We start from the raw sequence: 26,935 nt of genomic DNA on the forward strand, positions 1-26,935 counted from the left end.
TCGTGCTTGCAAGCAAGACATGGAGCCAACCGGTGAAGATCTCATATCTTCTCAACACCTACCCGATACCGAGCACGACCTTCATCCGAGGTGAAATCGAAGCCTTGGAAGAACTCGGCCTCAAGATTGGGAGGCTTTCCGTTCGCCGTTTTGGCGGGACGCTTGTTGACCGGTCCGATCAGGCAGAGATGGTGTCGACGCGCTACCTCCTCACCGGCAATGCTGCGGGGCTCATCGTCGCCTTTGGGCGGGAAATCCTGACAAACCCGCGCGGTCTGATTCATGCCCTCCCTGTGTTCCAGCAGATGCGCCGCAAAGCCTATGCCGGGCTTGTGCATCACATCGCCTACCTGATGCAGGCATGCTATCTGCGCCAGGAAGCCCGCAGACAGGGCATTGCTCATGTCCATGCGCATTTCGGCACGAATCCTGCCGCCGTCGCGATGCTGTCGAAACTGCTTGGCGGGCCGAGCTACAGCTTCACCGCGCACGGTCCCGATGAATTCACTGACGCTGCGCATATGAGCTTCGACCTCAAGATCAAGCATGCCGCTTTTGTCGTGGCGATTTCCGATTATTGCAGCGGCCTGCTCGCATCGCTCGCCAATCACGGGGACGCACACAAAATCGTCATTTCCCGATGCGGCCTCAAGATAGAGGACTTCGAACCGACCCCTATCCCAGGCGGGAGCCGCACACTGGTGTGCATCGGCAGGCTCTGCCCCCAGAAGGGCCAGGTCCACATTCCCGCTGCTGTCGCGGCATTGCGGGCGGAATTTCCCGATATGAAGGTCGTTCTGGTCGGCGACGGTGAAAGCCGGGCAGAAATCGAGGCCGAAATCGAGCGTCACGATGTCGGCGCACAGGTCATCCTGCCGGGATGGGCATCCAACGATGAGGTTCGGAAAATCCTGAAGGAGAGCCGCGCCATGCTGCTGCCGAGCTACGCCGAAGGCCTGCCGGTGGCGATCATGGAATCGCTGGCACTGTCTCGCCCTGTCATCTCCACGACGATCGCCGGCATCCCTGAACTCGTGGATGAAGAGTGCGGATGGCTGGTCGAATCAGGCAACCACCAGCAACTGGTCGACGCTATGCGGTCAGCCCTGGCAGCACCGGCAGACGTCCTGGCTCGCATGGGCAAGGTCGGGCGCGAACGTGTCGAACGCCTTCATGACCGGAAACGTCTGGCGCTCGAGTTGCAGCGGCTTTTCACGGAAGCTACCAGCACTGGCCACAACAGCAATTCGGCACAGAGCCCGCTTCAAGGCGGAGCGAACTTCCAGCCCGCCGCCGAGTAGAATACTTACTTGTATTCTATCAACCCCTGGCGTCGGCCCATCAGGCGGTTCAGCGCATATTGCGCAACGCCCTGCATCTCGGGGAACTTTGCCAGCAACGCGAAGGCCGCGTAGAGCCAGGCGAGCCGGTCCCCGCCCTCGCGCAACGCGATGCGGGCGATCTGCAGCGGATATGCGGCAAGCAGAAGCAGGAACGCGGGGTGCAATATCACCGCGCCCAGCACTGCTCCCAGCGGCAGCACGCAGCCCCAGAACACGGCACGCAACACGTTGCGCCGCCAGATTTCGTGGGGCGATCCTAGGTGACGATGTGCAACCTCCGCGAAGGCATGGCCGGCGCGTTTCGACCTGCTCCACCATTGGCCAAGACGCGTGATGTTCGCATCGTGCAGCGTCATCTCCGCTTCCAGCCGATAGATCTTCCAGCCCGCTGCACGCAGGCGCACGCACATTTCCGGTTCCTCGCCGGCAATCAGGTCTGCCGCATAGGCACCGATTGAGGCAAGTGCATCGACACGCGCCAGGCAATCGCCGCCACAGGCGAGCGCGTCGCCAATCGGCGTGTCCCATTCGCGATCACACAGGGCATTGTAGATGGTCGCATCCGGAAAGCGTTCCCGACGGCGGCCGCAGACGATCGCGTAGGCTCGGTTTTCGGCGAGAAATCCGGCAGCTTCAGCCAGCCAGCCCGCGTCGATCCGACAGTCGCCATCGACGAACTGCACCAATTCGACAGTCGGGACCAGTCGCCGGAGTTGGGCAAGTCCGGCATTGCGGGCCCGCGCCGCAGTGAAGGCAACAGTCATGTCGAGCCTCACGACCGCCGCCCCCATCCTTTCCGCGACCTCCGCGCTGCCGTCGGTCGAGCCGGAATCGACGTAGGCCGTGTTGACGATCAGCTCGCCGAGGCTTTCCAGGCAGGCAACCAGGCGGGGCCCCTCGTTGCGGCCTATGACCACCACGCCAACGGTCGGGACTGCAGCATTCATGAGCGGAACGCCTCCAGCGCGCCGTCGAATGCCGTCCCGTAGCCGGCCTCATAACGAACGAAGGAAAACATCAGGATGAACAGCACGAGCAATGCGGTCGTTGCCACATCTTGCCGGAAGAAGGCGATCCGCTCGCGATACTGGCCGATCAGGATGGGAAAATAACGGCAAAGTTCGCTGGCGGTGATCATCAAGACGGCGCCGGCAATGCCATAAAATTGCAAGCCGAGTGGGATCGCGACGACCATGAACAGCAGCTTCGTCATGTTGCCCGCCGCACCGTACACGGGACGTCCAAGCCCCAGCAGCGAATATTCCGATATGGTGCAAAGGAGAGAGCACCAGACGCCGAGAAGGAGAACCGGCAGGATCCAGCCTGCATCCTGATAGCGTGGGTCGTAGACGAGCCAGACCGCAAAATCCGAAACCGAAACCACAAAGCCGATGCACGCGGCGAAAGCAAGCAGGAGCCGCAGTCGCAGCGGCCGCATCTCGGCGCGGAGCACGCCCATCTCTTGGCCCCTGCGCGAGGAAACCACTGGAAAGATCAAGGAATGGCTTAGCCGGCCCACCAGTACCGAGGGAAGGTCGGCAATCGTCCGCGCTATGCCGTAGACGCCAAGCACGGCAAGCGGCACCGCATGGCCGAGATAGAGCTTGTCGAAACTGGCGCAGAGGAAGGAGAGCAGGGAAGACAGGAATATCCACTTGCCGAACGACATGATCTCGCGGGCATAGGATGCCTGCCATGCGAACCACGCGCGGCCATAGGGCAAGAAATAACTTGCGAGCGTTCGCACGCCCATCGCCAAGATATTGGCAGCGAGAAGCGACCAGATCGTCGGACTGTAGAGCGCCAGCGCAATCACTAGGCCGACATTCACAAACTCGACCATGAGATCGAACAGGTTCAGCTTCACGAACTGAAGCTGGCGCTGCAGCATGTAGATCGAGACCGAGGTGCCTCCCCCAAGCAAGAGGACAACCGCAGACAGCTGAATCGCCGAAGACGGAAGGGAATAGAGCTGGCCCAGCGGTGCAGCCAGAAGGAACATCAGGCTGGAAAGAAGGAAGCCTCGGATGAGTTGGATGGTCCAGGCCGTGTCCCGGAACCTGAGTTCCTCGCCCTTGCTGTTGTGGACAATATTCTGGCCAATGCCAACGTCAGAGATCAGTTCGATACCGTTGCGCAAGGTGCCGATGATCAGCAGCGCGCCAAAGACTTCCGGCATGACCAGTCGTGACAGGATTACGTTCGACCCGAACCGCAGCGCGACCGAGACGAAATAGACGCCGGTGGTCCAGATTGCCCCGTGAAGGAGGCGTTTCGCAGAAATAGCCATCAGGCCCGTGCCCTGTCCTGTTTGCCTGAGAGCTGAAATTGTATCTAGCGCCCGAAAGTCGGCAGCCACTTGAATACCGGTTGGGGATCGCAGCGATTGAGGATCGACCCAACTAGTTTTTCCCAAACGGGCGGCGTTGCCGACAATGCCACAGACAGCGCCTCGTCCGAAACACGACCGGCTTCGACGACCAGGACGAAGGAATCGATGAAGCGAGCCGATGCGCGAAGATCACCGGCGGCGTCGAGCGCAGGCAGGTCGAAAACCACCAGATCATAGGCCGCTGCCTGGTTCAGGAGGTGCTCCATGCGGCCTGCCCACAACATCCCCGGCGCCTTGCCGGCCTGGCCGTAGGGCAAGGTGTCCAGCCCCGTTCTCGTATCCTGGACGATCAGGGCTTTCAGGTCGCTCTCGCGTCCCTCGATATAGTCGACGAGGCCGCGGCGATTGGCATACTCCATAGATTTCGACAGTTCCGGCCGATAGGATTGAGCATCGACGAGCAGAGCGCGTTTGCCCATCTGGGCAATATGAAGCGCAAGATTGGCGGCGAGCACGGTCTTGCCCTCACCCGGGAGTGCCGAGGTCACGCCAAGTGACCGCATATGCGGAGTGGCGGCCAAGGGAAGAATTGCTACGCTAGCCAGCCGCAGCGTCTGCCATTCCGGCGTTCCGGGGCGGCGGGCAATCTCCGACAAAAGCGCAGGACTGCCCTGCTTCGAAGAAGCGTGATCGTGCTGCACATTCGGAATCACACCGAAGCACTCTACGCCCACGGTGGAGGTTAGTTGGTCTGTTCGGCGGAAACTGCGATCGAGAAACGCCAACGTCAGTGCAGCCACGAAGCCAGCCGCGCCACCGACAATCCCCGCCAGGGCTATGATGACCAGGCCACGCGGATTGCTCTTGTCGACCGGCGGCGTGGCAGCAGACATCACCTGCGCCTTCGGACCTGCCTCGCGAAGCCGGTCCCGCAGCCACCCGCTGGCCGATTGAACGGCTTCCGCACGGTCCGATTCCTGCTTTGCCATGTAGGCACGCGCCACCTCGTTGGCGACGGTCGCGGCATGCTGGGGGGTCCCTGATGTATAGCGGATCTCGACCAGATTGCTCTGGCCGAGGCGCTGGATAGCGAGGCCACCGCGCAACGCCTTGAGGGCACCTTGCTGATCCAAGGCGTCAGGCTGGCCGAGCTTCAGCGTCTGAATAACGTTGGAAAGAACCGGCGTGGAGCCGATGGTCTCGATCTGCGTCTCGAGGAAGGTCGGATCGAACTGCGACTCGGTGAAGAACGCGTCCTCGCCGCTGGTGGTCAGCCGCAGATTGGTGATGTTGAGCACGGCCGACGCCGTATACAGCGCTGGACGAAGCGAGACATAGGCAACCGCAAGTGCTCCGCACAGCACGCCACCCGCAAGGATAAGCCAGAACCCCTTCAGGGCCGATCTTATCATCCAGCGCCAGTCATAGAGACTGGCGTCCGACGCCACGCCCTGCTGGATTGGCAATTCCTTCGGGTGTCGCGATTCAAGCATGGTGGTGCCTACAGTAAGCCAGTGCTGCGGTGGTCAGGGCCGGGTCGTCGGCGTTTCGACCTGCAGCGCACCGGTCATCTCCGTTGCCACGCGGAAGACCTTGACGATGTCTCCGGGCTGCACGCGCGTCGTTTCGGTGGCGTCGAACTCGGACGTTCCGTTGTCATCGGTCCGCACAATCCTGAAGCGCAACTGCGGGGCAGTCTCGGACTCGGCCAAGCGGGAGAGGTTCGATGAATAGTACGCAGCGCTGTCCAGGATCCGGGTCGAGGTGTCGTTCTGCTCGGCGATGGCGCGCAGGTCGATGGCAATGCGCTGGACGCCAGACAGAGCCGCGGCCCGGCGATGCTCGTCCAGTGTGGCGATCTCGCGCGTCGCGATGTTGATTTCCTGGCGCGCCCGCAGTTTGCCGATCTCCAGATCCTGCTGCTCGCGCTGAACGTCGCTCAGGCTGCGCTCCAGCGGCCCAAGGCGATGAACGGCGAGATCCTGCTTGGCCAGTCGACGTATCGTCTCAAGTTCGCCTTTCGTTGAACCCAACTTCACGGCGACGTCGGCAAGCTGCTGGTCAAGCGCCCCGATTTCCTGTTGTCGCATGGCAATCGACGCTTCAAGGCTGCGTCGTTCGGCACGATGGCGCCCAAGTTCCGTAGCGAAAATACGACGCTGCTCCTCGACAGCTTTTGCATGTTCGGGAGTTGCACCGCCGGGTGCTGCGCCTATGTCCTCGGCACCATCGAGCTGTGCCTGCCAGCGTTGCTGCTCGGCCAGCAGATCCCAGCGCCGCGCTTCGTTGAGTTTCAGCTCGCCCCGGCTCGAAATCGCCACGCGTTCGAGGTCCCATTGCGAGCCTTGCTCCGGCCGATAAGCGCCGCCACCGAGGCTCAGGGCATTGAGAATCATCATGCCGGGCCGATAGGCATACTCGCCAGGGGTGGTCACGCTGCCGAGGATATAGAAGGGACGATACGCAACGATATCGACCGTCGCGTCTGGCATCTGCTGGAGATTGGCCTTCTCCTGGAGGCGCGCCGCGATCGAGGCCGCAAGTTCAGGCGTGCTCAGCCCCTGTGCCGGAATCTGACCGAGCATCGGCATCAATATGTCGCCACCGGCACCAACAGTCAGCTCGCCGGTCAACGCCGGCCATTCGGAAACATGGATGCGCAATCGGTCCTGGGGACCAAGCTCGTACTCGACCGTCTCGGCTAGGGCATTGCCGGGCAAGCCAAGCAAGCTCAGCAGCGCCAGGCTGGCGACGATGGCGTCGCGTGCCGCGTACAGCTTTCTCCGTCCATCAAGCAACTTCATCGAATCGCTCCCGACAATATCTGGCAACAACCCAAAGCTGCTATCGTGCAACCCCTGACATATGCTGAAGATGTTCGATGATGCCGGACGAAATGGCCGTATCGGCGCCACTTTCGTTGTTCATGGTTAATACTGTCCTCATACTGCATTGATCGGCATCACCTTCGTTGGCGCCGCTTGCCGTGCGTTGGTACCCGGCGCCTTCAGGCGCAAGGCGATGCCGAAGACCATGCCCATCGTCATGGCCAGCAGATATTGGATTTCCTTGATGAAGATCACCCACTCGTAGAAGGAATGGAGATAAGCGATCAGAAGGGTCACGCCGAAGCCGAGAAGCAAATTGCCCTCCAATGTGCCCCGCGAGCGCCAGCCGGTCCACCACGCGACGAACATGGGCACGATCAGCATGATGCAGAACGCGATCACACCCGGATATCCGGCCTCGGCGGCGGTCAGCCAATAAGCGTTGTGGACAATGTTATTGCGGTTACCCTCGAAGCCGATGACGCCAGCTCGCTCCGAATAGCCAAAGTCCCGGGCCATATGAACGTAGTGGTTGATGCCGACGCCGAGCGGATAGTCATCGAGGATGAGCGATGCCGCACGATTGAAGGCCGCGCGCTCGTCATATTGGCTTTCTCCCAGCGGATTGAGTTCGAAGCGGTTGGAGAATGTGGAAATTGCCAGGGGTGCCACGATGAGAAGCGAGGCGAGCGCGGCAAAGCCGACGGCCATCTTGCGCTGCGTCAAGCCGGCAAGCGCCTGCGTCACGAACAGCGTCCCCAATCCGATCACCGAAAACCCGACCGTCGCACGCGATGCCGTGAAGACGACCACGACGATCGTCGCCACAACCATGCCGACCAGATAACGGACGTGGCGATAGCCGGCCAGAAGCAGGGCAAGGTGCGGGAAGAGGACGAAGTGGGCCGCCATGCCGAGCGTGTTCTGATGGATGAAGAGACCCATCGTCTGCGGCAATTGAAGCTGGAATCGCTGGTACAGGACGGCAACGAAATGCGCCGCCATGCCAATCGCCATTCCTTTCAAGATCAGGAAGGGCACATCCGGATCAGCGCTGGCACGAGCCACCACCACCATGACGAAGAAGATGCGGACGAATTGCAGCAGGCCGAAACTCGCGGCGACCGGCTCATCGGCTTGCAACAGCGAAAGCGCGGCAGCGAAAATGTAGAGAAGGAACGGCAGCTTGCACCACATGGGCAGCCTGCCGCGGGGCAAGGTGAAGAGAACCGCAGCAGCGAGCAAGTCGATGATCGTCACCTGCAGGCCGTATACGAAGCCAATCCAATAGCCGGACCAGGAAAGCAATCCGATGTCGAACATCGGGATGGCGGCGGCAAAAAATGGCAGGGCGCCGAAAACTATCCAGAATGGCTTGCGCAGCGCGGGCGTGCTTCTTAACAGCAAGCCGAGCGGAAAAATCGCAAGCAAAGCGAGAAAAAGCACCCCGAACTTCAAAGAACGATAACCCTTATGGCTCGACATGGGTGCAATAACATGGCGCCTGGGAACTCCGGGTTAACGTCCGAGAACAACCCGACGGAAGGTTAACGACAACGTGGTCTTCGCATTTCGTGTGTTTCTCATGGCGTTGCTGGTCTTGCCGGCGAGTGCTCGCGCCAATCCACCCGCGATCGAAATCGCGGAGATCGCCATGGCTGCGCCTGATATCATCGCTGTCGAACTGCGCGATCCGTCGTTCGTGCGTGGGCGGATCGTGACCTTGCCCGAGCCGATGCCGGCGATGCGCGGGCGGTGGACTGCCGTCGATGGGGTGCCAGGCCTGGTCATCGGGCCGAAAGCCGACCATGTCCGGCTCTCGGACACGCCACCCGGCACATTCCTCGACCGAGCCAGCGTCGATGCTGCCGGCCTCTACGGTACGATTGGCGGACGTCGCGTCATCTCGGTTCATCGCAAATCCATGCCCTACGATTCCGGGCTCTATCCCGGCCCGAATGGCGACACGCGGACAGGCGCCGCCTTCAAGCACCAGGTCTATCTCAAGCTCGACGGTCCCCTGCCGCAGGGCACACATGTCATCCGCTGGCCGAACGGCATGCTGGCCGACCGAAGCTTCACCTTCGACGACCGGACGACCCGCGCGGTGGCGATCCGTTCGACGCAACTTGGACATGCGACAAAGGACACGGCGAAGGCCGGTTTTCTTGCGCTCTGGCTGCCGGGCGGCAAGGACGACGGCGCGGTCGATTTCAGGGACTACGGCACTACCGCCTTCGACATCATCGATCCCGAAGGCAAGACGGTCTTCGCTGGCGCCATCAACCTGCGCAAAGATCCTGGTGACGCCGAACCGGGTAATGGCCTGCCCAAGCCGCTGATCGACTACACCACGGCAACCGCACCGCGCATCGTGATCCGGTCACTCGACACGAATGCCCGGCGCGTGACGACGGTTGCGCCACACGGCTTGACCGATGGTCAGCGTGTAGGTCTCGAACGACTGGGCGGCGAACAGGATCCCAGTGCGGTCTTCGGCACTGTGGCCGAGTCCACGGCCAACGCATTCACGCTGGACGATCCAAACGAGCAGCTTCCGGCAACCCTCTCCCCCCAGGCAACAGCCACCCCAGCATACAGCGCCAACCGCGCCGGAACCTTCGTCTTCGAGCTCGACTACTCCGCCTGGATGCCGCAGTCAGGCGGACCATTCCGACTGCGTGTTCCGGGCCTCGGCGTTTCGGACCCATTTCAGGTCGAACCGGATATCTGGCTGAGCGCAGCGCGGGTTTCCATGACGGGACTCTACCACCAGCGCAGCGGCATCGAGATTGACGGGCGCTTCGGCTACAGCCGACCTGTCGCCTTCCGGCCCGGCCCCGACATGTCCATCGTCGAAAGCAGGCTGCCACTGGCCTGGTCGTCCAATTTCGACACGGGTTTCATTGCCTTCGAGGAAGGTGTGAAGCCGCGCTGGCGCACCGAAAGAAAAGCGCCGGACAGCTATTGGGGCGGCTATATGGATGCAGGCGACTGGGACCGTCGCATCCAGCATGTCGAGGTCGCGGCCCTTCTGCTCGAAGCCTTCGAGGCCCTGCCTGAGGCACAGCGCGGGACCAGCTTCGATCTGCCGAAGTCGAGCGCCCTGCTCACCAACCCCACCTATCGCGATACCGACGATCTGCCGGACCTTCTCCATGAAGCGATCTGGGTCATGGATTTCTTCCGCAGGCTGCAGACCGACGACGGAGGCATTCGCGGCGGGATCGAGAGCGCAGCGCATCCCATGCTGGGCGAACCCAGCTATCTCGAGCGGCAGGAGGTCTATGCCTACGCGCCCGACCATATCTCGACCTACAAATACGCCGCTGTTGCCGCAAAACTTGCGCGCATTCTGAAAACGCGGGGCAAAGCGGGCGCCGCCATGCTTTTCGAAGACAGCGCCCGCGCAGCGTGGGCTGCCGCGGAACGCGGCTTCGCCGACCCAGACACCTTTTATCGCGACGCGATTGTCGTCGCCACGGAGACCGGCGCGTTCGGACCGGGCGGCTGGCCTGCACGACGCGAGCAGTTGCAAGGTATCGCTCGCGAATATCGCGGCGCCGCGGCGGCAGCACTCTACCGGCTCCTCGGCAGCACCAAACATCGCGATATCTTCGAAGCGTCCTGGCGCGATGACCAGGGACTTTTTGCACACAAGGGCGATGCTGCCTGGGACTATCTCAAGACAGCCGGCTCGGATGCGGGGATAGGCGAGGAGATTGTGGCGCGTTTCGCCGCGGAAGCTGCAATCATCACCGACGCGCAGCAACATGCCGCCTACCCAAACATGAAGCATCCTTATGCCCCTGCCGGGTGGGGAGAAGGCGGCGCGCCCGACTACAACCAGACGCAGACGCTGATCCGCGCGCATCTTCTGGCGGGCGACCCACAGATCCTGCAGGTCATGGAACAGGGATTTCAGGCCATGGTCGGGGTCAATCAGGTAGGCCTGAGTTTCGTGACCGGGATCGGGGCTCGACAGATCCTGCATCCATTGCACGAGGATCACCGTGCCATGGGCGTCGCCGCGCCGAGCGGCATCACCATCTTTGGCTTCGCTTCACAGAACGCGACCGCCTACAGCTGGGTGTTCGGCCCGGCATGGTCGCCGCTGGCAGAGTCGGGCACGACCGAAAACGCGCCGCAGCGCCGAATCGAACCGCCACGCTTTTCCCTGCCCTATCACGAATATCTGGTCGAGCACCCCGCGGTCATCATGCAGCAGGAATACACGGTGCATCAGTCCATCGGAACCATGGCCGCGCTGGCGCTCTACCTGCACGGCCGGCAGTAACGCGGCAGGTCAATCGCTGTAGGCATTGCGCAGGTTCCAGCCGAACCGTGCCGTATCCCGCAGGCGCTGAATCGCCACGCGCGGCCAGGAGAAGTCGGCGCGATAGGTCTTGCCGACATAGCCGGAATAAGCCCAGGCAAACGAGAGTGAAATACCGCCGGAGCATTGATCAAGAGGCTCGGCACGGTACCGGCTGAGGAAATCCGCCGCGAAGCTCTTCAGCGTCTGCGCTTGCGCGTCGCTTACTCCCGCCGGCATGCGCACCGTCTGCGCGTCCAGCCCCTCGATCGTCGCCAGGACGATCAGCGCGATATAGGCCTCGCCAAGTTCCGTCGAATGGACGGTGTCGGTAAACAGCGCCCGTACGATGTCTTCAGGTGACATATCTTCAAAGCCAGCGCGGGGAGCGCTGGTGAGATGGTCGACCAGTTCGGCCAGGGCGAGGCTCGCCGGGATGAAGCCGATGCCTGACGTGCTCTTGCCAGACGCCGCGGCACCACTGGCGGCTTGCACCGCGCATCGCCAGACCGGCAAGGCAAGCCGTTCATAGGCGATCCAGTCCCGCGGATCCTCCTTGTCTGACACGTCCAGCCACGGCGCCATGAACCAAATCGCCCCCAAGGGATTGGTCTCGAGGAATCGGCCCTGGTATTCGGCGAGATAACGCACCGTGCCTTGCCGCATGATCGTATCGAGCAGGGAGTGCAGTTCCGTCACGAGCAGAACGTCATAGGTCGCGCCCCCAACGGACGGTTGGCGAAATTCGGCGAGGACGTCGACGGAGCCGCCATTGCGATTCATGCCAGCTTTGAAGCCCGACCAAGGGCGCTCGGGATCGGATCCCATGGAGCGCTGTTCGAGCGACGAGCCGCCGATGTTCTGCATGTTCCAGACAACGGGCCGGCCCGCGCCCGCGGCCATTTCCGCCAGCTTGTCGAGCATCGGCCGGTCCGTGAGGCTATGGCCGGAAACAAACAATCTCATCGGCGCAACCCACTCCAGGGTTTGCTCCGCGGCCGAAAGGGCGATTGCCGCCGGAGCAATGAACAATCCCGCCGCGCACAGCACCAGTCGTCGCATGCCCCACATCACGCGTAGGATGCAATCAGTTCGGCGCGTTGACGATAGACCGTCGCCTCATCGAAACGACGACCGCAAGAGGCAGCATCACGCACCAGTTTGACGAGGCGGCCGCGATCCCGATCCAGTTCGGTAATGAGCTTTGCCAGGCCAGCGAAATCATCCATGGCGCTGAACATCCCACCGCCGGCACCTTCGACCAGGCCCACCGGATAGTGGGTACCATATCCCACGATCGGACACCCCGAGACCAATGCCTCGATCAGGCAGCGGGGCGATTCAGGCGTCTTGTGGCAGAACAGGAAGAGATGGCTTTCGCGTAAGGCATCTAGCACCTTGTCGCGGTCGCCTACATAGCCGGCCAGTTCGACATGGTTTCCAAGGCCAAGCTGTTTTACCGTCAACTGCATCTGGTCCAGCAGCGGGCCGTCACCGAGCCAGGTCGCCCGAACATCGACGCCAGCCTGTACGACGCCGTGTATGACGCGCAGCCAGTCTTCCGGCCCTTTCATTGCAACCGCACGCCCAACATAGACGATGCGCAGGGGTGCAGCCGCCTCAATCCCTGCCAGTTTTTGCTCGATCTGTTCGGCATTGATGAAATCCTCCGGCTGCGTGTGGACGTCATAGACGCAGGCAGGATTGGACGAATACTTCTCGTAGGCTTTGAAAGTATCCATGCCTTGGAAAAGGCCAAGCGAGGACTTGCGCACCAAATGTCGATGATAGGCTATCATCACCGGCAGCGTCATTCTTTCCTTGACACGCCGTCGAAACCGCAAAGCATGCAACGTGTTGCGCAGGACGTCATGTTCGACGCGGTCAAACCATGTCGCGAAACGGCGCCCTTGTTTGATCGCTTCGAGGGCAGCAACACCACCCCAATCACCAAAGACGTACCCGAGCGTGAAGCACAGCTTGTCGGCTTTCCCGATCTCCTCCGCCAGTTGCCGACGCGTTGCCCGATATGCACGGGCAAATGCTCCGATCTTGTAGGCAAAGGGCAGCGGCACGATGCGCATGCGGTCCCGATTGGGCAGGCTATCTATGTCGACCCAGGTCACGGACGCGTCGTCGCAGTCATCGCTCTCCTGCAACAGACCGCAATAGACGACACGCTCGAAATGCTCGGTCCAGCGTACTAGCCCCGCACATGTCTGGTCATCCAGTTGCAGACCGCGTGGTCCCCGACGCAGACGCACCATGGTGACCAGGAGCAACGTTTGGCCGCGCGCGGTAGCTTCCATGGCCGCGCCCATGTGCCTTTGTTCGTCGTATTGCACCAGGCTCATGCCGACAGTTCCCTTTGCGCGGCTTTTTCCTTGACGTTTTTCAGCGCAACACTAGTGGCAATGAATTCGGATGTAATCGCGATGCGGCCACTGGCTTGGTAGCCGGACAGGAACGGCTCGGCGTCTACGCGAAACCTGGCAAGGAAGCTGCCGCTGGCCATATCCAACGCTACCGAAACGGCATGGAAACCGATGATTTGTCGCGATAGCGGGTATTGAGCCTTGTAGACGCTTTCCTTGGCGGAAAAGATGGCCTTCGCTAGGAGCCCTCGCCCAGGCTCAGCCTGCCTCGCCAGCCACCGTAGCTCGTCGTCATCGCATATCGTGTCGAGGAGGTCTTCGTCTAGCGGTGTCGCCGGTTCGACATCTATGCCGATCGAACTGCAATCCTGGCTTTCGCGCGCCACGGCCGCAACGCACAAGCCGGAGCAATGGCTGATGCTTCCAACGATGCCGGCCGGCCAGACCGGCGCCCGATCCGACGCTGCAGGGATCGCAGCCTGTGGCACGCCCAGCGACGCCATCGCCTGGCGTGCCAGCGATCGGCCTGCTGCAAACTCGCGGCGACGGGATTCCGTCGCTCGCGACACATAGGACTGCTCGATGGGATACATCACTGCGGCCAGCGAGCGGGGATCCCCCTGCGCTGTCGCCACATGCCCATCGAATAGCTCGGCGAGCAGACCCATCAGCTTTCTCGCAGGCGCTGCATCGCGGCGCGCCGGTCGCCGAGCGCGGCTCGGCGCATGGCGGCGCGGTCTGCAACCTGGCTGAGCCGCTCGTCGGACTTGCCGCGGTCGGCAAGATGCGCAGACAGCGCCGCCACCGTCGGGAAGCGGAACAGATCGGTGATGGCGATGTCGGGCGCGACCGATGCCTTCAGTTCCCGGTGCGCCTGCACGGCCAGCAGCGAATGACCTCCGAGCGCAAAGAAGCTGTCGTTGAGCCCGACACGCTCGACGCCGAGGATCCGGCGGAAGGTTTCAGCGATTTCCCTCTGCACGTTGTCGACCGGTGCGACGTAGATCTCGGCTTCCGCCTCGCGCTTGGCCTCAGGCTTCGGCAGGGCCTTGCGGTCGACCTTGGCATTTGGCGTCAGCGGGAAGGCGTTGAGCGTTACGAAATGCGCCGGCACCATGTATTCCGGCAGCGACTTCGCCAAATGGGCGCGCAAGGCACTCTCGTCGAATTTCTTCTCCTTGAGGCGCAGATAGGCGACGATGCGCACGTCGTCGGCGCGATCCTCGCGGGCCATCACGACGCTCTCGGCGATACCGGGGAACTCGGCGATCCGCGATTCGATCTCGCCAAGCTCGATGCGATAACCCCGCACCTTAACCTGATGGTCGGTGCGGCCGAGGAACTGCAGGACGCCGTCGGTGGTGTAGCGCACCAGATCGCCGGTGCGATACATCCTGCCGTCGGCAAAGGGATTGGCCACGAAGCGCTCGCGGGTCAGGTCGTCGCGGCCGAAATAGCCGCGCGCCACGCCCTCGCCGCCGATGACGAGTTCGCCGGCCATACCAGGCGCGACAGGACGAAGCGACGCATCGAGCACATAGAGCTGCGTGTTGGCGATCGGCTTGCCGAGAGGCACGACGCCCTCGCCGATGTCGGCCGTCATCGTCGAGGACCAGATGGTCGTCTCTGTCGGGCCATACATGTTTTCGACCGGCGCCGAGGTCACCTTGCGCAGTTCGGCCAGGAGGGACGCCGGCAGCGCCTCGCCGCCGATGAGCAGATGACGGACCTGCTTGAGGGCCTTGCGGTCCTCCTCGTTGACAAGGAACATGCGCGCCATCGACGGCGTGCACTGCAGGTGCGTCGCTCCATGAGCTGCGATGTCGGCTGCAAGCGCGCTTTGTGGCATGGCCTCGTCCGCTTCGGCCCCACGCGACCGTGCAACCACCTCGGCCAGCGGCTTCAGACGCTCCAGCACGATGTCGCTCGGAATGCCATAGTCGATCAGGCAGGCGACCTCGTCGACGCCGATGGTCGCGATCTGGTCGACGCGGTCGAGCGCATCGTCGACGGTGCCGAACAGGCCGCTGTCTTCGAAATAGCGCAGGAAGGCGAATTCCAGGATGGCATCGAGTTCGTCCGGCTGCAGCGACTGCAGGTCGATGTCCATCGGCTGGACCACGCCCTGCGGCTTCTTGAAGGCTGGGAAGGCCCAGGCATATTGCTTGATCAGTGCCGCAGCGCTGCGCAGATAGTCCTTCATCGGGCCGCGCGCACGCTCCCGCACCTCCTCGCGATCCGCACCGAGCAGCGTGTGCAGCATCAGCGTGACCTTGTGCGCGCTCGGGTCGTGGCCAGCCTCGGCCAGCGCCTCGCGATAGACGCGGATCTTGCCGGCCAGCTCGTCGATCGACTGGCCGAGCAGATGGGTCAACACATTCGCGCCCAGGCGACCGGCTTCGCGGTAGGTGTCGGTATTGCCGGCCGTGGTGATCCAGACCGGCAGCTCCTTTTGCACCGGCCGCGGCTGGGTCACGACACCCAGCTTGCCATCGCCGAAATCGAACTCGACCTTTTCGCCGCGCCATAGGCGGCGCACGGTCTCGATGTCACGCAGCATAGCCGCCTTGTTGTGCGGCGGCGCGTTCTCCGGCCGCAGTACGAAATCTTCGGGCATCCACCCCGACGCGAAGGCCAAGCCGACGCGGCCGTTGCTGATGTTGTCGAGGATGGCCCACTCCTCGGCTACGCGCGCGGGATGGTGCAGCGGCAGGACGCAGGAGCCCGCGCGGATCGCCAGGTTCTTCGTCACGGCAGCGACCGCAGCTCCTGTCACCGCGGGGTTCGGATAGGGACCGCCGAAGGCATGGAAATGCCGCTCCGGCGTCCACAGCGCCTGGAAGCCATGCTCGTCGGCGAACTTCGCCCCTTCCAGCAGCAGCCGGTACTTTGCTGGCCCGGCGCCGTCGTCATTGCCCCAGTAGAACAGACCGAAATCCATCGGCGCCTTGCCGCTTGCGCGGCGGCGCGGCACTGCCGGAGCCGCGTTCTTGTGGTCATGCACGTCGCTTGCATGGATCACCACCTTGAAGCCCCGCGCCAGCGTCCAGAACAGCTCCAGCACGGAGATGTCGAAGGACAGGCTGGTGACGGCGAGCCATACCGGCTGTCCGGCTTCATCGACCGTGATCCGGTCGTCCATGCCAACGAAGAAATTCGCGACATTGCGATGCTCGACCATCACGCCCTTGGGGCGGCCTGTCGAGCCCGACGTGTAGATCATGTAGGCAAGGTTGGCCGGGGTGACGCCGCTGCGCGGCCGCTCGGCACTGCCGGAGGCCGCGAGGATGTCTTCGACATTCACACGCCGGGCGCCGTCCACGGCAAGCGATCCATCGAGCGAACGCTCGCTGAGCACCACCGGCGCGCCGCTGTCTTCGACCATCAGGGCAAGCCGGTCGGCCGGGAACATCGGGTCGAGCGGCACATAAGCACCGCCGGCCTTCTGGATTGCCAGCGCCCCGATGACGAGCTCCGGCGAACGTGAGACATGGAGGCCGACCAGCGTGTCCGGCTTCACGCCGAGTTCGATCAGCCGGTGGGCGACGCGGTTGGCCTTCTCGTCGAGTTCGCGATAGCTCAGCGACCGCTCGCGGAAGGCGACCGCGATGGCGTCCGGCGTCAGTTCGGCCTGTCGCTCGATCAACGTATGTACGCAAGCCGTACGATCATGGTCGCGCGCGGTCTCGTTCCAGCCATAGAGGACGCGCTGGCGCTCTTCCTGGGACATCAGCGGCAGCTCGGAAACCGCCTTGTCGCCGACGGCAAATGCAGCGGCGAATGTGCCCAGCCGGGACAGCATGTCGGCAAGGTCGCGCGCGCCAATCCGCGCCTGATCGGCCAAGACCAGGGTCTCGTCCGTACCGAGCACGAATGTCAGGGCCGACCCCTCGACAAGGCGATCCTGGGAGGGCGACGCCGCTTCCACCAGCCCGACGGCCAGGGGCGGAACTACCAGTCCGGGAACGCGCTCCACGAGGTCGGACACGTGGGTGCCGCGCTCGCGCTGCTTGCCCAGGGCTTCATTGGTCCGGGCTGCGAAAGCCTCGACCGTTTCATCCGGAGACTCGATGCGGAACGGAACTGACTTGGCGAAATACCCTGGGAACTGGCTGTCCAGCGCTGCGACGGCATCCGTCGCATAGGCGATGTCGAGGGAATCCTGGCCGGAGAAACGAGCCAGGAAAGCGCCAATGGCGGCGGCGCGGGCTCCTGACGGAACCGGCAATTGCAACGGCTGCGCGATCACCCGCGCCTCGCTGTCCGGCGACCATGCCCTCACGTCGGGCAAATCGACATCGCGCGCGGCGGCAAGCGCCTTGCGGAAGCGCCCCTCATGGCTGGCGGCCCGAGCAACTGCCTCGTCCAGCGCCTGTGCTTCGGCGTCGTTCATCAGCGGCAGGCGCATCCCCTGGCTGAGGCAGGAACTCAGCGTCTTGCCTGCATTGCGCCCAAGGCCAATCCCCTGCACCAGCACATGCTGGTCTGCCGCTGCAATGACGGCGCCGTCATCCGAAACCGAAATCACCGTGCCGGCGGGCTGGCCGTCGGCGTGCCCGATTGCCTCGAACTTCGTGACCGCGAACAGGCCGGCTTCGGTGCGCACCTTCGCCCGGGCCAGCGGGTTGGCATAGCCGGAGCCGAAATCGAGCCCGCGCGCCACGCGCGACAATGTCTGCGCATCGCGGTCGAAACGCAGCGTTCCAGCGGCCGCCGGGCGGCGGTCCCTGGCGTAGTAGGTGCGCTGCGACAGATCCTGCGCCTGCGGCGCTAACGCGCCTGTTTCGATGGCGGTCAGCATTTCCTCGAAGGTCGCGATGCCCGCTTCGAAGCATCTGGTGTTGAGGGTGAGCGCTGTCTCGTCGGGGCCGATCTCGACCATGCGCTGCGTATAGATCTCGCCCTCGTCGACCCGCGCCGTCAGCGCATGCCAGGTGACACCGTGGCCTGCCTCGCCTTCCATGATCGCCCAAGCCGGCGCATTGAGGCCGGCATAGCGCGGCAATGGACCGTCATGGAAATTCGCCGCACCCTGTCGTGCGTTGCGCCAGAGTGCATCCGGGATGATGCGCAGGTTGGCCGCACTGAAAAGCCAGTCATAGGCGACCGTTGCGAGCCGCACCTCGACGTCGCTGTCGAACGCGCAAACCGGGAGGCCAAGGCCTTCAGCCCAATTCCGGATCGACGCATTGTCCGTGACGATCATCGCGACGGCATGGCCATGGGCCCGCACGATCTCGGCGCATTGCACCAGAAGCGACTCGTCCCCGATCAGAACGCATTCCAATTGCCCTGATGGCATGTGCCCGACCCCATGAACTGCGATTGCTGCCGTATCTATATACGAATTGATCTAAACAAGAATGAGAATACCCTCCTTGTTTTCCATCAGGACTTCAATGTTTGGTTAAGGCTGTAGCGCGACAGTGGCATCAATATCGTCGCAGGGGCTGCGGGTCTGACCTGACAGCGGAAAGCTTAACGCCGTTTTCATTCTAGATGTTTCTTAGAATGAGCCTATCGGCAGGACGATTGGATATCGGCTACTGTGTTACCCGTATCCAGGCTTGGCTTGCCAAAGGAATAATAGGCTCTCGGGGCATTACGCGATGTATGAAACCGATCAGGTGTCTCCGAACGACATCGCCATTGTCGGCATGGCGCTTCGCGTGCCGGGTGCGCGCAATGTCCGCGAATTCTGGGACAACCTGCGCGGCGGCGTGGAGTCGATCCGCGATTTGACGGAAGAAGAGCTGCTTGCCGCGGGCGAGTCCGCCGCGCGCATGCATCTGCCCAACTATGTGCGCCGCACCTCAGAGCTTCCCGGCATGGAGATGTTCGATGCCGACTTCTTCGGGCTGAGTCCCAAGGAAGCGGCGATCATGGACCCGCAGCACCGCCATTTCCTGGAATGTGCCTGGGAGGCGATGGAGGACGCCGGACGCACGCCCGATTCGAGCGCCGGTCCCGTCGGCGTCTTCGCCGGCTGCGGCATGGGCTCCTATTTCTACTTCAACGTCTGCAGCAATCGCCAGCTTGTCGACCAAGTCGGCATGTTCCTTTTGCGTCACACCGGCAACGACAAGGACTTCCTCGCAACGCGCGCCTCGTTCGCCTTCGACCTGCGTGGTCCGAGCGTCAACATCCAGACGGCATGCTCGACCTCGCTCGTCGCGATCCACACCGCCTGCCAGAGCCTACTTGCCGGCGAATGCGAAATGGCGCTGGCCGGAGGCGTCACCATCGAATTGCCGCACCGGCGCGGCTATCTGTTCCAGGACGGCGAGATTCTCTCGACCGACGGCCATTGCCGCGCCTTCGACCATCGTGCCGACGGCACGGTGTTCGGCAGCGGTGCCGGCGTGGTCGTGTTGCGCCGCCTGTCCGACGCGATCGCCGATGGCGACATCATCCACGCCGTCATCAAGGCGACCGCCGTCAACAATGACGGCAGCAGCAAGGCCGGCTATCTCGCGCCGAGCGTCACCGGCCAGGCCGAGGCCATCATCGAGGCGCAAGGTCTCGCAGGTGTTTCCGCCGACGACATCCAGTATGTCGAGTGCCACGGAACCGGCACCTATCTCGGCGATCCGATCGAGATCGAGGCGCTGACGCAGGCCTTCCGGCAAAGCACCGCGCGCACCGGCTTCTGCCGCGTCGGTTCTGTGAAGTCGAACATCGGCCACCTCGACACCGCTGCCGGCGTGGTCAGCCTGATCAAGACGACCTTGGCGCTCAAGCATGGCGAGATGCCGCCGACGCTGAATTTCGAGAAGCCCAATCCTGCCATCGACTTCGCCCGCAGTCCGTTCATCGTCAACGACAAGCTGACCCCTTGGCCGGCAGCTGCAGGACCGCGACGCGCGGCGGTGAACTCGCTGGGCGTCGGCGGAACCAACGCCCATGCGATCCTCGAGGTTGCGCCCAAGCCGATAGTCGGCGCTGCAGGCACGGGCGACCGGGAGCCGCAGCTTTTCCTGTTTGCCACCAAGAGCCGCAAGGCGCTGGACCGCGCCATGGAGCAGATCGGCGAGGAAATTGTCCGGCAGCCGGCGCTGCCGCTCGCCGATGTCTCCCACACCTTGTTTGCCGGGCGAAAGCACTTCGAGCACCGCCGCGCCATCGCTGCACGCGGGCGCGACGAGGCCATCGCCCTGCTTTCCGGTTCCGAACCGAGGCGCGTCCACACCCACAGCACGATCGAGGCCGCCAACGCCGTGTTTCTGTTTCCGGGCGGCGGCGCACAGCATGTTGGCATGACCCGCAGCCTGTATGCCGAGGATGTCGGATTCCGTGCGACCGTCGATGAGGGCTTGAACTATCTCAAGCCGGAAGCCGCAACCGAGATCCGCCGCGTATGGCTGGCGGCCGATACCGACCCGTCCCTTGCGGCGAGCGATTTCCTCCGGCCTTCGGTGCAGCTTCCCGCCATCCTGATCGTCGAAATCGCCATCGCACGGCTTTGGATGCGCTGGGGCATCAAGCCCTCGGCGCTGATCGGCCACTCCATGGGCGAGAATGCCGCCGCCTGCATCGCAGGCGTGATGAGCTTCCGCGACGTCGTCAATCTCGTCCGCCTGCGCGGCGAACTGTTCGACACGGTCGAGGCCGGCGGCATGCTGTCCGTCCCGCTGTCGCCCGAAGCCCTTTCCGAGCATATGAACCCGGCGCTCGACCTCGCCTCGGTGAATGCGCCCGAGCTCTGCGTGGTTTCGGGCCGCAATGGGGATCTCGAGGCGCTGCGCCTCAGGCTAGCCGAGCGCGGCATCGATGCATCGCGCATCGCCATCGATATCGCTGCGCATTCGCAGATGCTGGACCCGATCCTCGGACAGTTCGAAGCGTTCCTGCGCGGCATCGACCTGCGGGCGCCGACCATCCCGATCGTTTCCAACCTCACTGGCGAATGGCTCAGCGAAGCTCAGGCACGCGACCCGCTCTACTGGGTCCGGCATCTCCGCTCGACCGTCCACTTCGCCAAGGGTCTCGCCGCGGTTTCGGCGCAGCCGGGGCGGGTCTATGTCGAAGTGGGCCCGAGCCGGGCTCTGTCGTCACTGGTCAAGCTTCAGCCGGGCATCGAGGCAAACCAGGTCATTAACAGCCTGCCGCATCCCGACGAGGCTACCGACGACCGCGTGCATTTCCTCGCCGCGATGGGCCGCGCCTGGGCGACCGGTCTCGACGTGAGCATCGCCAAGCTGTGGGAGGGAAGCGGCGCGCGGCGCGTGTCATTGCCAACCTATCCGTTCCAGCACCAGCGCTACTTCATCGAGCGCAGCGTCGCGGCGGTAGCCAACGAGAACGAGCAGGACTTCATCGGCAAGCTTCCCGAGATGGCAGACTGGGGTTTCCGGCCAAGCTGGAAACAGGCATTGGCCGATGTGACGATCGACGCCGATGCCCAGCCGGCATCCTGGCTGGTCTTCATGGACGATACGGGCCTGAGTGCAGCACTGGTCGAACGGCTTCGCGCCAAGGGCCATCGCGTTGCCACGGTCAAGGCCGGCGACGGCTTCGTAAGGCACGACAGCGGCGACTACACCCTGTGCGCCGAACAGGAACGGCCAGGCTATGACGCGCTGTTTTCAGGGCTCGCCGGCGACGGCGGCGTCCCCGAGCGCATCGTGCATCTCTGGCTGGTGACGGCCGAGGAAACCTTCCGCCCGGGTTCCAACTTCTTCAACCGCAACCAGGAACGCGGCTTCCAGAGCCTGTTCTTCATCGCCCAGGCGCTTGGCGACATCGAGGGCCTCGAGCCGCAGATCACCGTCGTGACCAACGGCATGCAGCGGGTCGGCAGCGAAGCCCTGCCCTATCCGGAAAAGGCAACCATCCTCGGCCCCGCGCTCGTCATGCCGAAGGAAATGCCGGGCGTCACGGTTCGCCTCGTCGACCTTGAATTTTCGGTGCCGTCTCGGCCGGACAAGGGCGGCTTCTTACGGACGCGCACGGCAGCGAGCGACTTTGCGGCATCATTGCGTGGCCAGCAGCTCGACCAATTGTGGGACGACATCTTCGCTGCGCCCGCGTCGGAAACCGTTGCCCACCGCAAGGGCAAACGCTGGATTCGCAGCTACGAGAAGCTGGCGCTTGCCGAAGCCAATGCCGATAACGGCTTGCTGCGCACAGGCGGAGTCTATCTGATCACCGGCGGCCTTGGCGATCTCGCTCAGGTCGTCGCCGGCGAACTTGCATCACGTTTCCAGGCAAAGCTGGTCCTGACCGGACGGCACGCACTGCCGCCTCGGGAGGAATGGGAAAAACTGGCCATTCCGCTCTCGCGCAACGACCGGATACGCCGCGCCATCGAGGCAATCCAGAGCCTGGAGGCCAAGGGGGCCGAGGTGCTCTACGTCACCGCCGACGTAAGCAACGTCGAAGACATGACAGCGGTTGCCGACGAGGCGCGCGCCACTTTCGGCGACATCAATGGCGTGTTCCACGCCGCCGGTCTCGTCGACGACAACCTGATCCAGCTGAAGTCGCTGGAGGGGATGGAGGCTGTGCTGTCGCCGAAGCTGCGTGGCACCGTGGTTCTCGACCAGGTCTTCCGTGACAGCCCACTCGATCTCTTTGTGCTGTTTTCGTCGACCAGCACCGACACGGCTCCCGCCGGACAGGTCGACTACGTCGCCGCCAATGCCTATCTCAACGCCTATGCCGACAGCCGTTTCGCAGACAGCTCACGCAAGACCGTCGCGCTCCACTGGGGCGTCTGGAACGCTGTCGGACTGGCGGCGCGTGCCACCGGCCAGGCGGGGCAAGCGGGGCAAGCGGGGCAAGCCGACGCGCCAAACCCGCATCGTGGCAAGGCACAAGGACCGTTCTTCACCGACTGGGTGGAGGACACGTCGGGCGATGTTTGGCTCGAGACGCGCATTTCACCGCGCAGCCACTGGATGCTCGACGAGCATCGCCTGGTCTCGGGACAGGCCATCCTGCCGGGTACCGGCACGATTGAAATCATCGCCCAGGCGATGAAGGAGTACGGCGTCGATCAGGGCGGGGAGCTTGCTGATCTCTTCTTCCTGCGCCCGCTCGAAGTCGATGACGGGCGCGACAAGATCCTGCGCGTGCGGCTTGCCGCCGACGGCGATCGACAACGGGTGCTTGTCACCGCCGCCGATGCCGAACTCATGTCGGAAGGCTTCACCCTCCACGCCGAAGCGACGCTGCGCAAACGCCTCGCCAAGCCACACGCTGCCTCCGATGTCGCTGCCGCTTCGGCGCGCCTGACCGTGGGCCAGCGCGCCGAAGGCGAAGCTGCGCTGCGCTCGGTACAGGAAGATCATATCCACTTCGGGTCACGCTGGAAGGTGTTGCGCTCCCTTGCCCGCGGGGATCGGGAAGCCTTTGCCGAGCTCAGGCTCGATGAGGCCTATCGCGGCGACATCGCCACCGGCTTCATCGCCCATCCAGCGCTGCTCGACATCGCCACCGGATTTGCACTCGACTTGGCGCCCGGCCATGCGACATCCCACGCCCTGTGGGCGCCGATGTCCTACGGCAGCATCGCGCTCTACATGAAGTTGCCCGAGGCGATCGTCAGCTGGGCGCGGCTGAGCGAGGCATCGGATCTCGGTGACGGATTCGCGACCTTCGACATCACAATCGCCACACCAGACGGCAGCATCGTCGTGGAAATCGAGCGTTTCGTCATGAAGCGGCTGGACGACGACCTCGCCTTGGCTGCAACGCAGCGCGTTGATCGCGCACGCAAGCCTGCGGGCGATGACAAGGAACCGCTGTCGCCGGCGGCACTGCAGCTTGCTGCGCAGGTCAGCCAGGGCATCCTGCCGGCCGAGGGCTTCGAAGCCATGATGCGTGCGCTCGGCACCGGCCAGCCGCAGCCGATCGTGAGCTCGATGGATCTCGGATCGCTGCGCAAACGTGCGTCCCAACCGCGCGCCGAAGCGCAGGGCGCGGGCGAGGTCTTCGAACGTCCCGATCTCGACAATGACTATGTCGCGCCGCGAGACGACATCGAGCGCACGCTTGCCGGATTCTGGAGCGAATTGCTCGGCGTCGAGAAGATCGGCGTCCACGACAGCTTCTTCGACATTGGCGGCCATTCGCTGATCGCGGTGCGCCTGTTTCGGATGATCCGGAAGCAATTCGCAATCGACCTGCCGATCTCCGTGCTGTTTGAGGCGCCGACAATCGCCGAGTGCGCGGCGCTGATCGGCGAGCAGGCCGCGCCGCTGTCAGCCAAGACGGAAGAAGCCGCCGCTCCGAAGGACAATAAGATCGAGAAGGCCACTCACCTGGTCACGATGAGCGCGGGACGCTCGGGCGGAGGAACACCGTTCTTCCTCTGCGCCGGCATGTTCGGCAATGTACTCAATCTGCGCCAGTTGGCCATGCAGCTCGGCACCGACCGCCCGGTCTACGGGCTCCAGGCGCGCGGTCTCTATGGCGACCAGGAGCCCCACGACAACTTCGTCGAGATGGCACGCGACAATCTCAAGGAGGTTCGCGCCGTCCAGCCGCACGGACCCTATCTGCTGGGCGGGTTCTCCGGTGGCGGCCTCGTTGCCTACGAGATGGCGCAGCAGCTGCTCGCCGGAGGCGAGGAAGTCGCGCAAGTGATCCTGCTGGACACGCCGCTGCCGACACAGCCGCCGTTGTCATTGCTCGACCGGCTCTCGATGAAGCTTCAGGATCTGCGCCGGGAGCGGCATAATTTCGTCGCCAGATGGATCGACGATCGCCGCCGGTGGAAAGAAAGAGTCGCAGGCCGCGCGGATGCCGAACAGGCCGAGCAGTCTTCCGAGCAGTTCCACGATTTGGCGATTGAAAACGCCTTCCGCGCCGCATTGCCACGCTACGAGCTCAAGCCCTACGCGGGCAGCGTGCTGCTACTCCGGCCGAAGCTCAACGTCATCTATCGTTTGAGCGGCGGGCGCATGTTGCAGGACGGCCGCAACGTTGCGATGGAAGACAATGGCTGGACGCCCTTTGCCGCCGGCTTGACCGTGCAGGAAGTGCCCGGCGACCACGACAGCATGGTGCTGGAGCCTTTCGTGCGCATTCTCGCCGACCGTATCCGCAAGCGGCTCAAGGAACCGGCGCGCGGGCTCGCCTACGGCATGGCGGCGGAATAGCTATTCGGCAACCGCAGTCTGCTGGACGCCTGGTACGCCGAAGAGTTCGCCGATCAGGCCCGTTTCCGCCGCGATCGTATACTCGGCGGCGATCAGGTCGTAGCGCGCATTGTTGAGATTGATTTCCGAATTGGCGAGGTCGGCAATCGCCCTTATCTCGTCAAAGGTCGAGCGCTCGCCGACCTTGCGTTCGGCGCGTACGCCCTCGAGGGCCGAGGCGGCGTTGCGCCGTTCCGCCTGGGCCAGAGTCTGCATGCGCCTTGCCAGCACGCGGCGGTCGAATGCGGACCGAATCGCGGCAGTCACGCCAATTCGCGCGGCATCGGCTTCGAACACCGCGGCGCGGTTTTCATCGTTGCGCTGTCTGATACCGGCACTGACACGGCCACCCGTGTAGATCGGCATCGAGAACCGCACCTCACCACGACCTGCGACATGGCGATCGACGCCGGGAAGCGTATCCTCGCCGCCCCGCACGCTCAGCCCCGCGGACACGGTCGGCAGCAGATCGCCCTTTGCCTGATTGACCCGGGCCTTTGCCGCATCGGCGCGGGCATCGCGTTCCTTGACGCGCGGATTGTTTTTCACAGCCAGTTCGATGAGGTCCTGTTCTTCGCTCGGCAGATAGAGCTTAGAGACCTCCGGCAGTTTCGTCTCGGGTGTGATCCCGAGCCGCAGCGCCGTGCGGCTCGCCTGGGCAATCAACAGCCTGGCGCGCTCACGCTCGACCGACAAGCGCGACAACTGGCGCCCGACGTCGTCGACGTCGACGCGACTTGCTGCGCCTGCCTTCAATTCAGTCTCTAGGCCGCCTTTCAGGCTGGCGAGAATGGCTGCCTGCTTGCTCAGGATGACAACGGCGCCCTTCTGGCGGTGGACTTCTATCAGCGCCAGCGCCAGTTCATAGGCGGCGGAAACACGCCTGTCATTGGCCACCTCGCCGCTGGCGCGGTAGTCCGCCTTGGCAGCAGCCACGGCGGACTGTCCCCTGCCACCCTGGTAGAGCGGGATGTCGACCGTCAGCGCATAGGAATAGGCATTGCCGGTCGTGCGGCTGTCGAATTCGTCGCCGTCGCCGGCTGCAACACCCGCGCTCGCCTCGATGCCGGCACTTGGCAGCAGGGTCGACCGCGCGCGCGCAATCTCCTCGCCGGCCGCATCGCGCCGTGCATCAGCTGCCAGTATTTCCGGATGGGTATTGATCGATGCAAGGTTGCTGCCGACGCTGCCAGTCACGACCTTGCCGGTCGCGGGAGCGGAAACCTGGCGGACAGCGCCGTTGGCGCACCCTGCAAGCGCAACGCAGGCACTCAACACCGCTACAGCCGTTCTGCAGTAAGACATCAGCGATCGCCAACCCGTTTTCTTAGACCAGTTTATGCGTGGCGGGTCGCAGGACCACGCCGTAATAATAACCAGGTGGTAAACAAACACGGTTAAGGCATGGTAAACACTTGATGCCCAGCGTCAACGACAGCTTGCATTAATCCTTTGGCTGCACACCGGGAGTTGACAACTTCTTGAGGTAGTTTCAGGGCCGCAAGAACGGCGCACCTCTATTGTTCGTCCCCCACGCAGCATGCAAGGAACCAGTTTCGCGTGCAAACGCCCGGTGTTCGGCTTGCCCGTTGCAGGAAA

13 protein-coding genes are annotated in these 26,935 nt (G+C 63.3%); 3 read left to right on the forward strand and 10 right to left on the reverse strand.

Annotated features, from left to right (window positions below):
- Positions 1-32 precede the first annotated feature (32 nt).
- A complete protein-coding gene (locus tag GGQ99_RS26395) occupies positions 33-1,301 on the forward strand; it encodes a glycosyltransferase (RefSeq protein ID WP_183263789.1) in 1,269 nt (422 codons plus the stop codon).
- Positions 1,302-1,306: 5 nt separating this feature from the next.
- Here GGQ99_RS26395 and GGQ99_RS19310 read toward each other — a convergent pair whose 3' ends face one another.
- The 5 genes from GGQ99_RS19310 to GGQ99_RS19330 all read right to left on the reverse strand — a co-directional run bounded on the left by GGQ99_RS19310 (position 1,307) and on the right by GGQ99_RS19330 (position 7,988).
- Entirely contained in the window at positions 1,307-2,290 is a 984-nt protein-coding gene (locus GGQ99_RS19310) for a glycosyltransferase family 2 protein (protein WP_183263790.1), read from the reverse strand.
- Positions 2,287-3,633 (reverse strand): oligosaccharide flippase family protein, encoded by a 1,347-nt coding sequence (locus GGQ99_RS19315; protein WP_183263791.1) that lies wholly within the window; start codon positions 3,631-3,633, stop codon positions 2,287-2,289. Before GGQ99_RS19315 ends, GGQ99_RS19310 begins: the two co-directional genes overlap by 4 nt.
- A 44-nt stretch (positions 3,634-3,677) precedes the next feature.
- Positions 3,678-5,168, reverse strand: a complete 1,491-nt coding sequence (locus GGQ99_RS19320) for a cellulose synthase operon protein YhjQ/BcsQ (protein WP_183263792.1) — start codon at positions 5,166-5,168, stop codon at positions 3,678-3,680.
- A gap of 33 nt (positions 5,169-5,201) precedes the next feature.
- Positions 5,202-6,479: a polysaccharide biosynthesis/export family protein gene (locus tag GGQ99_RS19325; RefSeq protein WP_183263793.1), complete on the reverse strand. Its 1,278-nt coding sequence runs from the start codon at positions 6,477-6,479 to the stop codon at positions 5,202-5,204.
- A 138-nt stretch (positions 6,480-6,617) separates the two neighbouring features.
- The gene (locus tag GGQ99_RS19330; protein ID WP_183263794.1) at positions 6,618-7,988 is read right to left on the reverse strand and encodes an O-antigen ligase family protein; all 1,371 of its coding nucleotides are present in this window, start codon (positions 7,986-7,988) and stop codon (positions 6,618-6,620) included.
- A 169-nt stretch (positions 7,989-8,157) separates the two neighbouring features.
- Between GGQ99_RS19330 and GGQ99_RS19335 the strand changes: the two genes are divergently transcribed.
- A complete protein-coding gene (locus GGQ99_RS19335) occupies positions 8,158-10,800 on the forward strand; it encodes a glycoside hydrolase family 9 protein (RefSeq protein WP_183263795.1) in 2,643 nt (880 codons plus the stop codon).
- 9 nt (positions 10,801-10,809) lie between these two features.
- Here the strand turns inward: GGQ99_RS19335 and GGQ99_RS19340 are convergent, their stop codons facing one another.
- Genes GGQ99_RS19340 through GGQ99_RS19355 form a run of 4 tightly spaced genes read right to left on the reverse strand, consistent with a single transcriptional unit; the run spans position 10,810 to position 18,495 of the window.
- A complete protein-coding gene (locus GGQ99_RS19340; RefSeq protein WP_183263796.1) occupies positions 10,810-11,880 on the reverse strand; it encodes a hypothetical protein in 1,071 nt (356 codons plus the stop codon).
- An 8-nt stretch (positions 11,881-11,888) separates the two neighbouring features.
- Complete coding sequence (locus GGQ99_RS19345) at positions 11,889-13,172, reverse strand: glycosyltransferase (RefSeq protein ID WP_183263797.1); 1,284 nt, start codon at positions 13,170-13,172, stop codon at positions 11,889-11,891.
- Complete coding sequence (locus GGQ99_RS19350) at positions 13,169-13,861, reverse strand: 4'-phosphopantetheinyl transferase family protein (protein WP_183263798.1); 693 nt, start codon at positions 13,859-13,861, stop codon at positions 13,169-13,171. The genes GGQ99_RS19345 and GGQ99_RS19350 overlap by 4 nt, the downstream gene beginning before the upstream one ends.
- Complete coding sequence (locus tag GGQ99_RS19355) at positions 13,861-18,495, reverse strand: MupA/Atu3671 family FMN-dependent luciferase-like monooxygenase (protein ID WP_183263799.1); 4,635 nt, start codon at positions 18,493-18,495, stop codon at positions 13,861-13,863. The genes GGQ99_RS19350 and GGQ99_RS19355 overlap by 1 nt, the downstream gene beginning before the upstream one ends.
- Before the next feature lie 307 nt (positions 18,496-18,802).
- Here GGQ99_RS19355 and GGQ99_RS19360 point away from each other — a divergent pair, with 307 nt between their 5' ends.
- Positions 18,803-25,297: a type I polyketide synthase gene (locus GGQ99_RS19360; protein WP_183263800.1), complete on the forward strand. Its 6,495-nt coding sequence runs from the start codon at positions 18,803-18,805 to the stop codon at positions 25,295-25,297.
- On the opposite strand, the gene GGQ99_RS19365 is transcribed toward GGQ99_RS19360, so the two are convergent.
- A complete protein-coding gene (locus GGQ99_RS19365; protein WP_183263801.1) occupies positions 25,298-26,641 on the reverse strand; it encodes a TolC family protein in 1,344 nt (447 codons plus the stop codon).
- Positions 26,642-26,935 lie beyond the last annotated feature (294 nt).

This window comes from Aminobacter niigataensis (assembly GCF_014200015.1).
GTDB classification, from domain to species: Bacteria; Pseudomonadota; Alphaproteobacteria; order Rhizobiales; family Rhizobiaceae; genus Aminobacter; species Aminobacter niigataensis.

Bases quoted from the DNA above. Each gene is read 5' to 3' on its own strand.
- GGQ99_RS19310 (WP_183263790.1), bottom strand. From the start codon at position 2,290: ATGAATGCTGCAGTCCCGACCGTTGGCGTGGTGGTCATAGGCCGCAAC.
- GGQ99_RS19315 (WP_183263791.1), bottom strand. From the start codon at position 3,633: ATGGCTATTTCTGCGAAACGCCTCCTTCACGGGGCAATCTGGACCACC.
- GGQ99_RS19320 (WP_183263792.1), bottom strand. From the start codon at position 5,168: ATGCTTGAATCGCGACACCCGAAGGAATTGCCAATCCAGCAGGGCGTG.
- GGQ99_RS19325 (WP_183263793.1), bottom strand. From the start codon at position 6,479: ATGAAGTTGCTTGATGGACGGAGAAAGCTGTACGCGGCACGCGACGCC.
- GGQ99_RS19330 (WP_183263794.1), bottom strand. From the start codon at position 7,988: ATGTCGAGCCATAAGGGTTATCGTTCTTTGAAGTTCGGGGTGCTTTTT.
- GGQ99_RS19335 (WP_183263795.1), top strand. From the start codon at position 8,158: ATGGCTGCGCCTGATATCATCGCTGTCGAACTGCGCGATCCGTCGTTC.
- GGQ99_RS19340 (WP_183263796.1), bottom strand. From the start codon at position 11,880: ATGCGACGACTGGTGCTGTGCGCGGCGGGATTGTTCATTGCTCCGGCG.
- GGQ99_RS19345 (WP_183263797.1), bottom strand. From the start codon at position 13,172: ATGAGCCTGGTGCAATACGACGAACAAAGGCACATGGGCGCGGCCATG.
- GGQ99_RS19350 (WP_183263798.1), bottom strand. From the start codon at position 13,861: ATGGGTCTGCTCGCCGAGCTATTCGATGGGCATGTGGCGACAGCGCAG.
- GGQ99_RS19355 (WP_183263799.1), bottom strand. From the start codon at position 18,495: ATGCCATCAGGGCAATTGGAATGCGTTCTGATCGGGGACGAGTCGCTT.
- GGQ99_RS19360 (WP_183263800.1), top strand. From the start codon at position 18,803: ATGTATGAAACCGATCAGGTGTCTCCGAACGACATCGCCATTGTCGGC.
- GGQ99_RS19365 (WP_183263801.1), bottom strand. From the start codon at position 26,641: ATGTCTTACTGCAGAACGGCTGTAGCGGTGTTGAGTGCCTGCGTTGCG.